Here is a 15,942-nt window from a genome sequence, read left to right as displayed (position 1 = left end):
CCATTCAAACAGCTTCAGCCGGTGCCAGACGACGGCTATAGATAAACAGGGCGATAAAGGCCGCGGCGGCGATCAGGTCATAGGTCAGGTGTCCGTGCGGGTACAACAGTCCTGCCGCACAGACGCCACTGAACAGACGCAATGCGATATTCAGCGGGCCTTCCAGGTGACCTTCCATGAAGCCAACGAAGGCATAGAGACCCAAGATGCCGAAGATGAAGACGCTGATCACCTCTTCGACGCTGCCACCGATAAAGCCGGTGTAGGCAAACAGCAGTGGCACGATGTAGAGCCCCTTGGCGATCTTCCAGGCGGTGAAGCCGGTCATCATCGGCGGCGTACGCGCGATGGCGGCCGCCGCGAAAGCGGTCAGACACACCGGTGGCGTCACGTTGGAGTCCTGCGACAGCCAGAAGATAATCATGTGCGCTGCCAACAGGATCATCGCCAGCTTGTCTGCATCGATCGCCTGGTCCAGCAGCTGGCCCTTGAAGTCAGACGGAATCTGATCCACCAGTGCAATCGCCTGGGCCTCGCTCATCGGTGCCGCCAGTGCCGTCAGGCTGTTCGGATCGACCAGCATGAAGATGGCGCGCGCGGTTTCCGGCAGGTTACCGTTGACGATCAGCTCGATCAGCTCACGCTCGGCCATCAGGCTGTACAGCGCTGGCGCCGACAGCGTTGCCAGTACGATGTAGGCAGCGGTTACCGGCAGGCCCATACCCAATACCAGAGAGGCCAGCGCCACCAGTACCAGGGTGATGAACAGGCTGCCACCGGCCCAGTCGGTCACCATCAGCGAGAAGGTGTTGCCGATACCAGTCATCGCCACCACGTTGACCACCAGGCCAACCGCGACCAGCAGCATGGCGGTAGTAGCCATGTTTTTGGAGCCCTGTGCCAGCGCATCGAGGATGTCACGCAGGCCCATCTTGTTCGGCGAGATCCAGGACGCCAGCACCACCGAGATGATGGAGATACCGGCCGCATAGGTCGGCGTGAAGCCATAGATCAGCAGCCCCACCAGCACCACCAGCGGCAGCAGGCAGTGCCAGCCCTCTTTCAGCACCTCTTTCACCGGGCGGGTGTGCATCTCAACGGCATGAGCATGGCTGCGACGCGCTTCAACGCGCACATAGAAACCGACTGACAGGAAGTAGAGCAGCGCAGGCAGTGCGGCGATGGCAATGATTTCCACGTAGGGAATCTGGGTGTAGGACGCCATGATGAAGGCACCCGCGCCCATCACCGGCGGCATCAGCTGACCACCGGTGGAGGCCGCGGCCTCAACACCGGCCGCAAAACGTGCCGGGAAGCCCGCCTTCTGCATCAGCGGGATGGTGATCACACCGGTGGATACGGTGTTGGCCACGGAAGAGCCGGAAACGGAACCCATCAGGCCGGAGCCGAGCACGGCGACGAAGCCGGGACCGCCAACCATGCGACCAGCTGCACAGCGGGACAGCTCGATGATGAAGTCACCGGCGCCGGACTTGACCAGGAAGGCCCCGAAAAGGATGAACATGAATACGTAGGTCCAGGAGATACGGGCAATGGAGCCGAACATTCCCTCGGACGAGAAATAGCTGCGATAGAGCACGGTTTCCAGGCTCAGGCCCGGAAAGTTAAACATGCCCTCGACATACTGTCCCCACCAGAACACGTAGGTGAGTGAGAACACAATCAGGGACGGGATAAACCAGCCGGTGGTCCGGCGTGTCATCTCCAGCGCTACCAGAATAGCCACAATAGCCACAATCCAGTCAGTGGTGTCGAAATGCACCCCACGCGCATAGAGCGCGTCCTCGAACAGGATCAGGTAGGCGGTCGTGCCCAGGGCCACCAGGCCGATCACTACATCAATCGCAATCGTCCAGCGGGCTCCGCCGTGCTTCTTCGACAATGGCACCATCAGCGCACAGATCAGTGCAAAGCCGGAGAAATGGATCGCCGACACCCAGAGCTCGGACAGGGTACCCAACGTATTGAAATAGATATGCGCCAGCGCAAAGAGCACACCGGCCCAGTAGACAAAACGGCCCGTGCCGCACTGGTCGTCACGCTGGGTCAACTCCATCGCCTTCAACTGCTCGGCGGTTTGTTGATCGGTTTGAGTGGAAGCAGACATCACTTCATTCCTGATAGCTTGATACGAAAGAGATGCGATCGGCCAAAAATGGCCGATCGCGCCTGATACTGTTATTCAGCGATCAGGTGGTCCGGAATGGTCACGCCCATTTCACGGTAATAGCGTACAGCGCCCGGGTGCAGCGGCACCGGCAGACCGGCAATTGCTTTTTCCAGTGCCATCGCCTTGGTGGCCTTGTGAATGCTGTTCAGGAACGGCAGGTTTTCGTAGATGGTTTTGGTCAGCATGTAGACATCTTCTTCGCTGATATCATCACGTACGGCGAGGAAGTTCGGCTGCGCCATGGTGTTGATATCCTGGGTCTGACCCGGATAGGTATTGGCCGGGATCACGTAGCGGGTCCACAGCTGGTAATTGCCGTTGGCCTTCGCCATCTGCTCGTCGGTGAAATCCAGTACGCGGATATCGTTACCCATGGCGGCATAGGCACGGGTAATGGCTGACGCCGGCACCCCCGCCGGGATGTTCATACCATCGATGGTGCCGTTCTGCAGAGCATCAGCGGAAGGGCCATAGCCCATGTGGGCCAGGTTGAACTTGTCCACATCAATGCTCAGGTTGCCGAGGATGGTACGGCCTGAACCTTCGGTACCGGAGTTCTTCTTGCCGATGGAGAACTTCTCGCCTTCCAGCCCTTTCAGGTCGCTGATGGTGCCGGTCTGGGCGTACTTGCCACGTACCACGAAGTGTTCAACGTTCTGCCACAGCATGCTGACGGAGCGCAGGTTTTCCTGCTTGCCGGAAGAGGCCATGGCACCTTCACCGTTCCAGGCCCAGGCACCGTAAAGCCCCTGCAGGATGGCGAACTGGGCTTCGTTTTCGCGCAGCAGCTTGATGTTTTCACCGGAGCCTGCAGAGTTGATGGCGGACATGGAGATACCCTGCGTCGGTTCCAGCTTCACCTTGGTCAGGGTTGCCAGCGCCACACCCACCGGGTAGTAGGTACCACCGGTAGACGCAGTCGCCAGGATATAGGAACGGGTATCGGCCGCCTGCACCAGCGCACTGGATGTGGCCAGCGTGCCTAGAGTCAGTGTCAGGCCCAGTGCCTTGATCAGCGTGCGTTTGCTTTGCTTCATGGTGTTTTCCTTATACCTGTTGTCATTTCTGGTTGTTGTAGTGACATAACAGGTATAGCAGAAAACGGGCCAACTCTCGGAGAACACCTAAGTCATTGATTTATAAAACACCAGCCCGAGAAACAATCTCACAATAAGCAATATTTGGCCTATCTACCCCGGAAACCAATAAGCAAAAATCCGCCTATTGCGGGGTAAAATCACATCGATTGAGGCCGTAGCGCTGCATTTTCTGGTTCAAGGTACGTCTTGGCAGATCCAGCATTTCCATCACCGCCTTGATGTTGCCCTGATGCTGTTCCAGCGCATCACGGATCAGGCGTGCTTCGTACTCCGCCACCTGCACCGCCAGCGGCAGTGAAGCACGGTTCATCACCGGCGCACTCTGCAAGGGCTGCTGCCGTGACAATAACTCGACCAGACTGGCCCGCGGGTCGATGGCATAGCGAATGGCGATGTTTTTCAGCTCGCGCACGTTACCGGGCCAGGCGTAGGACTGGAGCGCATCCAGATCATGATCCGACAGCGGGCGCGCCTCGCGATCATGATCCAGCGCACCCCGGCGCACATAATGGGCGAACAACAAGGGCACATCCTCGATGCGCTCACGCAGCGGTGGAATATGCAGTTCGGACACACTGAGCCGGTAAAACAGGTCTTCACGGAAATTGGGTTCATCGCGCAGATCCACCTTGGCCGCCGCCACTACTCGCAGGTCCACCGGGATTGGCGTGTTGGCACCAAGGCGTTCGATGACGTGTTCCTGCAATGCGCGCAGCATCTTGATCTGCAGATGCAGCGGCATGCTCTCGATCTCGTCGAGGAACAGGGTGCCGCCGCTGGCATATTCGAACTTGCCGACACGACGCTTGGCCGCATGGGTAAAGGCACCCGCTTCGTGACCGAACAGCTCGCTCTCGATCAGGTTCTCGGGAATGGCACCGCAGTTGATCGGCACGAAGGGACGTTTGCTGCGCTTGCTGTAGTCGTGCAGGCACTGGGCCACCAGCTCCTTGCCGGTGCCGGTCTCGCCGTAGATGATCACATTGGTATCCAGCTCGGCCAAAGACAGTATCTCCCGCCGCAGGCGCTGGATCGCCGGGGAGATACCGATCATGCGACTATCGAGGCCGCTCTGGGTCGCCAGGTTCTGCTGCAGACGCAGGTTTTCCAGCGTCAACCGCCGCTTCTCGCAGGCGCGATGAATACGCTCGACAAGGCGGTCCGGAACATAGGGTTTCTCGATGAAGTCGTAGGCGCCATCGCGCATCGCCGCCGTGGCCATATCCACATCGCCATGCGCCGTCAACAGGATCACCGGCATGTCTGGTGCCCGCTTCAGCGTCTCCTGCATCAACTGGATACCGTCCATGCCCGGCATGCGCACATCAGTCAGCAGTATGCCGGCACAGAAAGGATCGATCTGCTCCAGCGCCGCTTCGGCACGGCTGAAACTGCACACTTCAAAACCGGACAGCTCCAGCCATTGCGCGGTCGCCTCTCGTACCATCGCCTCATCATCGACCAGCAGTACCAGCCCCTGTGTACTCATGACAGCTCCACCTCGTTGTTGTCTCGCTCAACCGCCGCGTATCGCGGCATGCGCACCTGGAAGCAGGCGCCACCCTCCCGGTCGGCGACGCGGATCTCGCCCCCCAGGTCACGCAGAATACTGCTTACGATGGCCAGTCCCAGCCCCAGCCCCTGCCCCACCTCCTTGGTGGTGAAGAAGGGTTCGAACAGCTGACCGCGAATCGCCGCCGCGATGCCCGGACCGTTGTCACGCACTTCGAACAGCAGCGACTGCTCACTGACCTCAACCAGCTCCAGCCAAAGCTCATGCACACCGGATTGCTCCGACATGGCATCGCAGGCATTCTTGATCAGGTTGATCAGCACCTGTTCGTAGCGGGCGTTGTCACCGGCAATGAGCAGCTCGGCCGGTGGTGGCTCGTAGTGCAGTTGCAGTGACAGTTCCTCGAAGCGGCCACGAAACATCTGCAGCACCTGGGCTGTTACCTGCTGCAGGGAGACTGGCTCGATCCGTTCCGGCTTGCGGTAGGCGAAGGTTTTCAGCTGACCAGTGATCAGTGCCATGCGATCCAGCAGCTGTTCCTGCAGTTTCAGGTTCTTGCGTAACGCTTCGGGATTCTCCAGCAGGCGATCGGCAATCGCCAGATAGGTGCGCATGGCGGTCATCGGCTGATTGAGTTCATGCACCACCGAGGCCGACATCCGCCCCAGCGCCGCCAGCTTGCCGGCCTGTACCAGTTCGGCCTGCGCCGCTTCCAGCGCCTGGGTACGCGCCTCCACTTTCTGCTCCAGCGACTCGTTGGCCTCGCGCAATGCCTGCTCCAGTCGCTTGCGACGACTGATATCGATCACTGTCACCAGGTAGCCCAGCTCAGGTTGTTGGCTCATCTGCCGGATGGAGATCATCATCGGGAAAGCGTTGCCATCACCACGCTGCCCCACCACTTCCAGCCCAGTCAGCGGACGGAAGCGATCCGTTCCCAGTGCCTCCAGCGCCTGCTGCAGCGGCAAGGCACTGAAGCCTTCGCCAAGCAGCCTGAGTACCGGCTGGTTACGCACCCGGTCGACTGATACGCCGAAAATCTGCATCGCCATCGGATTGATCAGCTGCACCCGACCACGCTGGTCGATATGGACCAGGCCGACCTGTGCCGTATTGATGATGTCGCGCTGCTGCTCTTCGCTGCGGGCACGTTCACGCATCCGCTCCAGCTGCAAACGACGCTTCTGTCGAGACTCCCGCAGATACAGCAGCAGCAGGCCCAGCGCCACCCCCCCGCCCAGCACACTGCCGACCACCACCCGCGAGCGGTACTGGGCCGGGCGGATCGCCGTCAGCACCGACACCGTCCAGCCCAGGTCATCGAGCTTCACCGACTGCAGCAGCGACAGCTCGCCATCAGCCCGCACCAATGACAGCTCCGTGCCGTTCCCCAGCTGCAGCGGCACGGCAGTGGACAACGGCCAGCGCGCTTCGGTCTTGAAGATCAGCTGGTCATCAGGGGAACGAACAATCAGCGGATATTCGATCGCCAGTTGCTCACGCAGCTGCGACATATCCAGACGCATCACCGCCACACCCGCCAGGCGGTCGGTATAGACCGGCGCCGACATGTACAGCCGCGCATGACCTGGCTTCTCATGAAACTGCAGCTCCAGCCCCTGCTCACCGGCAATCGCCTGCTGGAAATAGCCCTCGTTACGTTGGGGCTCGAGCGGAAACGCCTGTTCCTCACGCCAGTTACTGAAGGCCAGAGGCCGACCTTCGGCATCCAGCACAAAAAGCGCGGTGGACCCGGCCACCAGATTGATCTGCTCCAGCACCCGGTTGACCGTTGCCTGATGGCTATCACCCGGCTGCAGCAGCCGGTGTACATCGGTGTTCTGCGCCAGCAGGAAGGGCAGGTAGCTGTACTGATCCAGCGCCAGGCGCATCTGACTGACACTGGTCAGCAAGCGGTCCGCCCCCTGTGCCTGTAGCCGCGCCAGCGCCCAGTCCCGCGACAGGCTGCCGGCAAACCAGGCCAGCACACTCACCAGCAGGATGTACACCAGCGCGATCACGCTGATCGGGTAACGCTTTCGGGACGACGCCTCAGGGCGCATGGTGGCAGATCCTCGGTCCGGGTTCAGTCGCGGCTCGATGTGGGTGCATTACCCTGGGTCACCTGCTCGTTCCAGGCCTGAGGTGCCAGCATTTCGCCCACGGCATCGAATTCAGGATAGGCAAGATTACGCCGACGACAGAACTCCGCCACTTTGGGGTGACGCGATTCAAACATCTTGCGGGCGATCCATTCCGGCGGCATGCGGGATTGATCATAGAGCCCAGCCTTGAGCCGCTGGTCGACCGCTTCGGCCAGGATGATACCTGCAGCCGTGGAAACATTGAGCGAACTGACCACCCCCTGCATGGGGATGATGATGTGCTGATCGGCCAGCTCGGCCGCACGCGGGCTGATCCCTTCCTTTTCGGCCCCCATGATGATGGCACAGGGACGGGTGTAGTCGACCTCTCGATAGGGCAGCGCCTCGTCAGAAAAATGAGCAGCATAGATGGCCATGCCCTTTGCGCGCGCAGCCAGAATCGCCTCATCCAGGGTATCGTGCAACGCCATATCCACCCAACGATCCGACCCCAATGCCGTACCCCGATAGTGCTGAAACCCTTCCTTGGGCCGCACGACCTGCACTTCGGCAACGCCGGCCGCATCGCAGTTGCGGATCAGGGCAGAGATGTTTCGCGGCTTGTGTACCTGTTCGGCGATCAGGGTCAGATCGGGCTGGCGGCGCTGCAGAATCGACAGCAGTTTCTGTTCACGTTCCGGGGTCATGGGCTCTCTCCATTGCTGGCGCGCAGACCTTACCACAAAAGCGCAGTTTTTTTTCAGCCGCCCCTGCGGCTGTGCCATAATGTCCGCCTTTGTCTCACCTGTGAATGAATGGATACCATGACCGCCAACACCACCATCGCCTACCAGGGCCAACCGGGCGCTTACTCCCATCTTGCCTGCCGTCGGGTTCATCCCGAGCTGACGCCGAAGGCGTGCGAGTCTTTTGTGGAAGCGATGTTTATGGTCGAGCGTGGTGAGGCCAGGCTGGCGATGATTCCACTGGAGAACTCCACCGCCGGTCGTGTGGAAGAGATCTACCGTTTGATGCCGAAGACCCGCCTGCATGTGATCGGCGAGCACTTCGAGCCAGTCAACCACTGCCTGCTGGCGCTGCCGGGCACTCAGCTGGAAGAGATCAAGACCGTCTCCTCCCACCCCCAGGCACTGGCGCAGTGCGCCGAGAACCTGCGCATGCTGGGCATCGATCCGATCGCTGCGCTGGACACCGCCGGCTCTGCCGCCGAACTGGCGCAGACACAGCAACCGGGTCACGCCGCCATCGCCTCCAGCCTGGCCGCCGAGCTGTATGGCCTGGAGATCCTCAAGGACAACTTCCAGGACAAGACCGGCAACACCACCCGCTTCATGATCCTGTCCAGAGATCAGATGATACCGGTACTGGAACCGGAGGTGCGTTATCTCACCTCACTGATGTTCCGCGTGCGCAACATGCCGGCCGCGCTGTACAAGGCGCTGGGCGGCTTCGCCACCAACGGCGTCAATATGATCAAGCTGGAAAGCTACATGGCGTCGGAAACAATGACCGTCTCCAGCTTCCATCTGGATGTCGAAGGGCACCCGCACCAGCAGGCGATGAAGTTCGCCATGCAGGAACTGAACTTCTTCGCCGAGGAGGTAAGGGTGATCGGTACCTACGAAGCGCACCCCTTCCGCTTCAGCCACCTCAATCTGGAGCTGTAACAGCCCGAATTACGCTGGGGTACATTCGCCCCGCAAGGAGCCGGCCAGCGCCTGACGTATCTGGTCGGCATCCAGCCCCTGCGCCACCAGGTGATGCAGTTTGGCAAAGGCCGCTTCCGGCGTCAGATCCAGCCCCGGCACCACACCGACGCGATTCAGCAATGCACCGGTTGCATAGGCACCCTGGCTGACAGCACCCTGGTGACACTGAGTCAGATTCAACACCACCTGCCCCCGCTCACCGGCCCGCGCCAGTTCATCGAGCAGCCCCGACTCGGCCTCCGGCGGATTCCCGACCCCATAGGTCATCAGGACCAGCGCCTTGACCGCTGCCGGCGCCAACGCATCGCGCACCAGCCGCGCCGGCATTCCGGGGAACACCCCCAGCATCACGACTGCCTCAGGGTCGTAACGGCGGATATCGAAGCGCACCGGCTCCGGCGGCAATAGCAGCTCCTGACGCAGGCTGATCTCGATCCCCGCCTGCCCCAAACGAGGGAAGTTGGGCGAGTCGAACGCATCCAGGCCGCTGCTCTTCACCTTGCGCGCGCGGTTGCCGCGCAGCAGGCGGCGGTTGAAATAGATGCACACCTCAACCAGTCCCGGCTGCGACGCCAGCAACAGCGTGGTCACCAGATTGTCTACCGCATCATTGCGCAGCTGGCTTAGCGGAATCTGCGAGCCGGTCAGAATCACCGGCTTGTCCTGCTGCGGCAGCATGAACGAGAGCGCCGAGGCGGTGTAGGCCATCGTATCGGTGCCATGCAGCACCACGAAACCGGCATACTGATCCCAGTGTGCCTGCAGCGTCTGCGCAATCCGTTCCCAGTCGGCCGGTACCAGGCTGGCGCTGTCGAGCAATCGGTCGTATTCCAGCAGGTCGAACGGCGGCAGCTCGCGCTCGCCCAGCAGTGCCCTGAGCCGGGCTTCGAAACCCGGCTCAGGCACATAGCCATCCTCCGAAGGCACCATACCGATGGTGCCGCCGGTATAGATCACCAGTACCTTGCGACTCATGAAGCGACCGCCACCGGCGCCAGCATGGCGTGCGGGCTGAGAATGGCATCCAGCTGTGCTTCCGGCAACAGGCCCTCGGCCAGCACCAGCTCACGAACCGTTGCTCCCGTGTTCAACGCCTGGGAGGCGATACGGGTGGAGTTGCTGTAGCCGATATGCGGCACCAGTGCGGTGACGATACCGATGCTGTTGTCGAGATGGCGGGCACACTGCTCCTCGTTGGCACGGATACCCTTGATGCAGCGGTTCTCCAGCATGGTGCAGGCGGAGGTCAGCATCTTGATCGAGTTGAGCAGGTTGTACACGATCATCGGTTCCATGGCGTTGAGCTGCAGCTGACCCGCCTCGGCCGCCAGCGTGACCGCCAGATCGGATGCGATCACCTGATAGGCGGTCTGGTTCACCGCCTCGGGGATCACCGGATTGACCTTGCCCGGCATGATCGAGGAGCCCGGCTGCATCGGCGGCAGCATGATCTCGCCCAAGCCGGTACGCGGGCCACTGGAGAGCAGGCGCAGGTCGTTGCACATTTTGCCCAGCTTGATGGCAAAGCGCTTGAGGATGCCGGAGAACATGACAAAGGCGCCCATGTCCGAACTGGCTTCCATCAGGTTGTGGGCCGACACCACCGGCTTGCCGGAGATCTCTGCCAGGCGGCGTACTGCCAGCGACTGGTAACCCGCCGGCGCGTTAATGCCGGTACCAATAGCCGTACCACCAAGGTTAACTTCGCACAGCAGGCGGCCGGCCTCGTGCAGCCGGTCAATATCCTCGGACAGGTTGACCGCAAAGGCCTCGAACTCCTGCCCCAGGGTCATCGGCACCGCATCCTGCATCTGGGTCCGCCCCATCTTCACCACATGTGCAAACTCCTGCCCTTTCGCCTCCAGCGAAGCGATCAGACTGCGAATTGCTTCTTCCAACGGCTCGGCCGCAAACTGGACCGCCAGGCAAACCGCCGTCGGGTAGGCATCGTTGGTGGACTGGGAACGGTTAACGTCATCATTGGGGTGCAGGTGCTGATACTCACCCTTGTCATACCCCAGCTTTTCCAGCGCCAGGTTGGCGATCACCTCGTTGGCGTTCATGTTGGTCGAGGTACCCGCCCCGCCCTGAATCAGGTCGACCACGAACTGATCATGCAAATGTCCGGCATCGATCTCTTCGCAGGCCGCCATGATGGCGTCAGCCTTCTGTGCCGGCAGCACACCCAACTCCCGGTTGGCCCAGGCCGCTGCGGCCTTGACCTGTACCAGCGCTCGCACCAGCGCCGAGAAATGGCTGATCGGTACGCCGGTAATGGCGAAGTTATCGATAGCACGCTGAGTCTGAATGCCGTACCAGGCCTCGGCCGGAACTGCCAGATCACCCAGAAGATCATGTTCAATGCGTGTATTCATGGATTGCATCGGACCTTTGCAAAAGGAATAAAAAGGCTCCCGGGGTCGGCTGGATACCGGGAGCAAATTGGAGAAGAGGTAGTTTCAATAAGTAGTGACAAGAAGTGGTTACTTGCCCCGGGCAGCGGCTTCACGCTGCTGGATGCGTGCCAGATCTTCCGGCTCGATCTCCCAGGCGGCAGGATCCACATTCATATCGCGGAAACGGCTGGCATCGAACACCGGTTGATCGACACCTTCGGCAATCTGCTGATCGAAGTCACGCATGATGCGCAGCCCCGGCTTGACCAGGAACAACAGCGCCACCAGATTGACCAGCGCCAGCAGCCCCATGGTCACATCGGCAAAACCGAAGATGGTGCTCAGATCGGTGGTGGAGCCCCAGCAGACCAGACCGATGATCAGGACACGGAAGCCGTTGAACAGGTTCTGGTTCTCGGTGCTGAAGAAATTGAGGCTGTTCTCACCGAGGTAGTAGTTGTACAGAATGGTACTGAAGCCGAACAACAGCAGCGCAATGCTGACGAAGATACGCCCCCAGTCGCCCACATGATCGGCCAGCGCAGACTGGGTCAGCGCCACACCTTCGACGCTGGCACCGCTGCTCGGATCATAGACACCGCTGAGCAGGATGATAAAGGCGGTCGCCGAACAGATGACCAGCGTATCGATGAAGACCGAAAAAGCCTGAACAACGCCCTGGTTGGCCGGGTGCGGCACATAGGCGACAGCCGCCACGTTGGGCGCACTGCCCAGGCCCGCTTCGTTGGAGAACAGACCGCGCTTGACGCCCATCAGGATCGCCGCACCGATACCGCCACCGACCATCGGCTCCAGACCGAAGGCGCTCTTGACGATCAGCATGATCACATCGGGAATGCGATCAAAGTTCATGCCCAACACCACGAAGGCGATCAACAGGTAGCCGCCGGCCATTACCGGCACCAGCACCTCGGCCACTTTGGCGATACGCTTGACGCCACCGAACACGATCATGCCGACGATCATCGCCAGCGCGATACCGGTATAGAACACGGGCACACCGAAGGCGTCACCGACCGAGGTCGCCACCGCGTAGGATTGCAGCGCCGTGAAACAGAAACCGAAGGTCACCAGCAGCAACACTGAGTACAGCGCCGCCAGCCAGTTCCACTTCTTGCCCAGTCCTCGGGAAATGTAGTGCGCCGGGCCACCACGGTAGGTGCCATCCGGCTCGGCCTGCTTGTAAGCCTGGGCCAGGGTACATTCGAGGAAGCTGGTCGCCATGCCCATCATGCCAACCACCCACATCCAGAAAATGGCACCGGGACCACCCAGCGTAATGGCCACCGCCACACCGGCGATATTACCGCCGCCGACACGGCCGGCAACGGACAGCACCAAAGCCTGAAACGAACTCAGGTGACCATGTTTGTCATGCTTGAAGGCCTGGCTGGCGCCGAGAATACGGAACATGCGTCCGAAATAACGAAACTGAACGAATCGGGAGGCCACTGTGAAGCCGATACCGATGGTGATCAACAACGCAATCAGTATCTTGCCCCAGAGAATATCGTTGAGAAAATCCAACATTGATGTACTCCGCTATTCTTGTTGTAAGAAAGCGAGGCATTTAACCAGCCACGGAGCGCTGTTAAAATTTGTCACTCTTGCTACAGAGTGACGCATTTTGGCGCACTTTTAGCATCACCAAGCACTAGCGCGTTTTAGCGCATCCCTGAACGAATACATCCAATGCCCCACTAAGGAGATATAGCGATTGAATGAGGACTTTGCACAGAATCTGCGCCTGCTGTGCAGCTATCACAAATCGATAGCGGAGGTTTGCCGCCGCCTTGAGATCAACCGCCCCCAGTTCAACCGCTATCTGAGTGGACGCTTCAAGCCGTCTGCCAACACCTTGCGTCGCCTGTGCGATTTCTTTGGTGTGGAGGTCCATGAAATCATGCTGCCCCACGACCAGTTCCAGCGCCTGGTACAGGTTCGGCCCAGCAGCACTGCCAAACCCGCCAGCTCCGGCGACATCATCAGCGAACACGTGGACCACCTGTGCCACAGTGGCAGCAATGGCCTTGACCGCTACCTGGGCTACTACTTCGAGTATTACCTGTCGATGTCGACGCCAGGCAAGCTGATCCGCACCCTGATCAGTATTGAAAAGCGAGATGGCCGCTACCTGTTCCAGCGCACCGAACGCATGCAGCCGGAACAGGGCCAGCCGGCCTGCCACAATCGCTACCAGGGCGCGGCCTTCATGCTCAGCGACCGCCTGTTTCTGGTTGATTACGAAACTCTGAACCGACACGAGCTGACCCAGACCATCCTGTTTCCCAGTTTCAGGAATCGACTGACACGCCTGACCGGCTTGAGAATCGGGGTGTCGGATAACAGTGAACGCATGCCCTGCTGCACTCGGGTACTCTATGAGTATCTGGGCACCAGCGTCAGAGTGCGCAAGGCACTGGCGATGTGCGGTCTGATTGAGCCAGACAGCGAAGGGCTGGACCCGGCCATACTGACGGCCGTCAGGAATGATATGACGGAAGACGAGATCCACTTCCGGGCACGCCACCACAGGGGACGCTGAGGGACTCGAGGAACAGCCAAAGCAAAACGCTATTGCTGCATCGCACAAAAACCACGCCAATTAGAATACATTGATCTAATCACGCTATTGTGCAGCGCACAAAAAAGGACGATAGTTAAATTGTCCTGGCAACAGGACGCGAGAGAAACTGCTCTTCCTCAACGTCTCTCGCATTCCCGTTTCCAACTCTGGCCGTTTTGAGTTGTATGCACTTTGTTGCCCCTCTTCTTCGGAAGAGGGGCTTTTTTTCGCGTTTAGTCAGCCTGTTGACGCTGCTTCTGAGCCTCACGCTGCTCCGCCTTGAGCTGGCGGCGCTGCTCGATCACTGCATTGGCATCGGCTCCGATATGGGCTTCGCCGCGCTCACGGGCCAGCTGAGACTGCTTTTCGCGCTGCACAAAACGTTCACGCTGACGCTCGGTCAGGCGATCGTGACAGTGCGGGCAGCTAACACCCTTTTCATACTGCTCGCTGGCCTTGTCTTCTTCGGTAATCGGCATGCGGCAGGCGTGGCACTGATCGTACTCGCCCTTCTCCAGGCTGTGGTTGACCGATACGCGGTTATCGAAGACGAAGCATTCGCCTTCCCACATCGTTTCGGCTTCCGGCACCTCCTCCAGATACTTGAGAATGCCGCCTTCCAGATGGTACACCTCGTCGAAGCCCTGCTCCTTCAGGTAGGCTGTGGATTTCTCGCAACGGATACCACCGGTGCAGAACATCGCCACTTTCTTGTGTTTCTGCGGGTCCAGGTTGTCCTGCACATACTGCGGGAACTCACGGAAGGTTTCGGTCTCAGGGTTGACCGCATTCTTGAAGGTACCGATCTGCACCTCATAGTCGTTACGGGTATCGATCAGGATCACCTCAGGATCAGAGATCAGCGCATTCCAGTCCTGCGGCTTAACATAGGTCCCGACCACACGCTTGGGATCGATGCCTTCGACGCCCATGGTGACGATCTCTTTCTTCAGTTTGACCTTGGTGCGGTAGAAAGGATTGCTCTCGTCAAAGGACTCCTTGTAACCCAGCTCGGCCAGGCGCGGATCGGACTTGAGCCAGGCCAGGACGGCATCGATGCCTTCACGACTGCCGGCGATGGTGCCGTTGATGCCCTCTTTCGCCAGCAACAGAGTGCCGCGCACCCCCTGCTCGACCATCAGGTCATGCAGCGGCTGACGCAGCTGCTCGAAGTTTTCCAGAGTAACGAATTTGTACAGTGCACAGACAACAGTGCTGGACATGGTATTTTCCTGTTCTTGCGGTCCGGAGCGTAAATCCGGAGCATGAATGATGGGGTGAGCATGCTCACCCCAGGTGAATCAGAGCGCCTGCTCGCGAGCCGCGCGCTCCTGAAGCTTTTTCAATACGCGCGACACGGCAACGAAGCCGAAAGTCGCGGTAACACAGGTGGTGGCGCCGAAGCCGCCGGCGCAGTCGAGGCGTGTGCCATTTTCCATCACGCTCTTCTGCTGACAGACGCTGCCATCCGGCTGCGGATAGCGCAGCTGCTCTTCAGAGTAGACACACTCGACGGCGAAACGACGACCGCTGCTGCTGAAACGGTAGTGACGACGCAGGAAGGAGCGCACCTTGGCGGCCAGCGGGTCAGTCTGGGTACGGGTCAGGTCCGCCACGCGGATCAGGGTCGGATCGACCTGACCACCGGCACCACCAATGGTGATCACCGGCACCTTGTGACGCTTGCACCAGGCGATCACCGCCGCCTTGTCCTTGACGCTGTCGATGGCATCCACCACGTAGCTCAGGTCGTCATGCAGCAGCTCGTCCAGGTTTTCACGGCTGACAAAGGCTTCGACCTCATGCACCAGGCAGTCCGGGTTGATGTCACGGATACGTTCCGCCATAACAGCAACCTTGGACTGCCCGATGGTGGATGTGCGGGCATGAATCTGACGGTTGGTGTTGGTGACACAGATATCATCCAGGTCGATCAGCGTGATTTCGCCGATACCGGTTCGCGCCAGCGCCTCAGCCACCCAGGAGCCAACACCACCGATACCAATCACGGCCACGTGGGAACGCTGGAACAGCTCCAGACCGTCCAGACCATAAAGACGCGCAGTACCGCCGAAACGCTGATCTACCGCTTCACTCATCGTCAAATTCATCCTCGGTCAATTCGGTCAGCACGGCTTCACCGCACTGACAGCATTTGCCTTCTATAAAGATCATGCCGAACAGTTCGTACTCTTCGGGATCACGCATCCCCAGCCCCAGCTGCTGACAGTGGTCACACCAGGTGTCGGTCAGGAAGAGCTGCTGCTCTTCAGGGTCACGGGCATAAAAATCCCGCGGCACACGATTATCGTTCATTTTTTGATCAATCATCATAGGGCGC

13 protein-coding genes are annotated in these 15,942 nt (G+C 59.8%); 2 read left to right on the top strand and 11 right to left on the bottom strand.

What is annotated here, in order from left to right:
- Positions 1 to 4: 4 nt before the first annotated feature.
- From ABD013_RS02000 to trmH, 5 genes are all read right to left on the bottom strand, one after another.
- Positions 5 to 2,128, bottom strand: a complete 2,124-nt coding sequence (locus ABD013_RS02000; RefSeq protein WP_343801489.1) for a TRAP transporter permease — start codon at positions 2,126 to 2,128, stop codon at positions 5 to 7.
- Between the two features lie 71 nt (positions 2,129 to 2,199).
- Entirely contained in the window at positions 2,200 to 3,228 is a 1,029-nt protein-coding gene (locus ABD013_RS01995; RefSeq protein WP_343801486.1) for a TAXI family TRAP transporter solute-binding subunit, read from the bottom strand.
- Positions 3,229 to 3,412: 184 nt separating this feature from the next.
- A complete protein-coding gene (locus ABD013_RS01990) occupies positions 3,413 to 4,780 on the bottom strand; it encodes a sigma-54-dependent transcriptional regulator (RefSeq protein WP_343801483.1) in 1,368 nt (455 codons plus the stop codon).
- Positions 4,777 to 6,867 (bottom strand): sensor histidine kinase, encoded by a 2,091-nt coding sequence (locus ABD013_RS01985; protein WP_343801480.1) that lies wholly within the window; start codon positions 6,865 to 6,867, stop codon positions 4,777 to 4,779. Before ABD013_RS01985 ends, ABD013_RS01990 begins: the two co-directional genes overlap by 4 nt.
- Before the next feature lie 23 nt (positions 6,868 to 6,890).
- On the bottom strand, positions 6,891 to 7,595 hold the full coding sequence (gene trmH, locus ABD013_RS01980; RefSeq protein WP_343801477.1) for a tRNA (guanosine(18)-2'-O)-methyltransferase TrmH: 705 nt from the start codon (positions 7,593 to 7,595) through the stop codon (positions 6,891 to 6,893).
- A gap of 117 nt (positions 7,596 to 7,712) precedes the next feature.
- Here trmH and ABD013_RS01975 point away from each other — a divergent pair, with 117 nt between their 5' ends.
- The gene (locus ABD013_RS01975) at positions 7,713 to 8,576 is read left to right on the top strand and encodes a prephenate dehydratase (protein ID WP_343803944.1); all 864 of its coding nucleotides are present in this window, start codon (positions 7,713 to 7,715) and stop codon (positions 8,574 to 8,576) included.
- Positions 8,577 to 8,585: 9 nt separating this feature from the next.
- Here ABD013_RS01975 and ABD013_RS01970 read toward each other — a convergent pair whose 3' ends face one another.
- The 3 genes from ABD013_RS01970 to ABD013_RS01960 all read right to left on the bottom strand — a co-directional run bounded on the left by ABD013_RS01970 (position 8,586) and on the right by ABD013_RS01960 (position 12,565).
- Complete coding sequence (locus ABD013_RS01970) at positions 8,586 to 9,593, bottom strand: type I asparaginase (protein ID WP_343801474.1); 1,008 nt, start codon at positions 9,591 to 9,593, stop codon at positions 8,586 to 8,588.
- Complete coding sequence (locus ABD013_RS01965; RefSeq protein WP_343801471.1) at positions 9,590 to 10,993, bottom strand: aspartate ammonia-lyase; 1,404 nt, start codon at positions 10,991 to 10,993, stop codon at positions 9,590 to 9,592. Before ABD013_RS01965 ends, ABD013_RS01970 begins: the two co-directional genes overlap by 4 nt.
- Before the next feature lie 108 nt (positions 10,994 to 11,101).
- Positions 11,102 to 12,565 (bottom strand): alanine/glycine:cation symporter family protein, encoded by a 1,464-nt coding sequence (locus tag ABD013_RS01960; protein WP_343801468.1) that lies wholly within the window; start codon positions 12,563 to 12,565, stop codon positions 11,102 to 11,104.
- Between the two features lie 187 nt (positions 12,566 to 12,752).
- On the opposite strand from ABD013_RS01960, the gene ABD013_RS01955 reads away from it, so the two are divergent.
- A complete protein-coding gene (locus ABD013_RS01955) occupies positions 12,753 to 13,580 on the top strand; it encodes a helix-turn-helix transcriptional regulator (RefSeq protein WP_343801465.1) in 828 nt (275 codons plus the stop codon).
- A 254-nt stretch (positions 13,581 to 13,834) separates the two neighbouring features.
- Here the strand turns inward: ABD013_RS01955 and trhO are convergent, their stop codons facing one another.
- The 3 genes from trhO to ABD013_RS01940 all read right to left on the bottom strand — a co-directional run bounded on the left by trhO (position 13,835) and on the right by ABD013_RS01940 (position 15,917).
- Positions 13,835 to 14,824 carry an oxygen-dependent tRNA uridine(34) hydroxylase TrhO gene (gene trhO / locus ABD013_RS01950; RefSeq protein ID WP_343801462.1) on the bottom strand — a complete coding sequence of 330 codons (990 nt, stop codon included), beginning with the start codon at positions 14,822 to 14,824 and terminating at the stop codon, positions 13,835 to 13,837.
- Between the two features lie 78 nt (positions 14,825 to 14,902).
- Entirely contained in the window at positions 14,903 to 15,700 is a 798-nt protein-coding gene (gene tcdA / locus ABD013_RS01945; protein WP_343801459.1) for a tRNA cyclic N6-threonylcarbamoyladenosine(37) synthase TcdA, read from the bottom strand.
- The gene (locus ABD013_RS01940) at positions 15,693 to 15,917 is read right to left on the bottom strand and encodes a hypothetical protein (protein ID WP_343801456.1); all 225 of its coding nucleotides are present in this window, start codon (positions 15,915 to 15,917) and stop codon (positions 15,693 to 15,695) included. Before ABD013_RS01940 ends, tcdA begins: the two co-directional genes overlap by 8 nt.
- Positions 15,918 to 15,942: the final 25 nt, after the last annotated feature.

Origin of the sequence: Marinobacterium maritimum (genome assembly GCF_039523155.1) — a bacterium.
Lineage (GTDB): Bacteria > Pseudomonadota > Gammaproteobacteria > Pseudomonadales > Balneatricaceae > Marinobacterium > Marinobacterium maritimum.
Note: the sequence above shows the minus strand (reverse complement) of the source record. Positions and strands in the feature narration are given on the sequence as shown.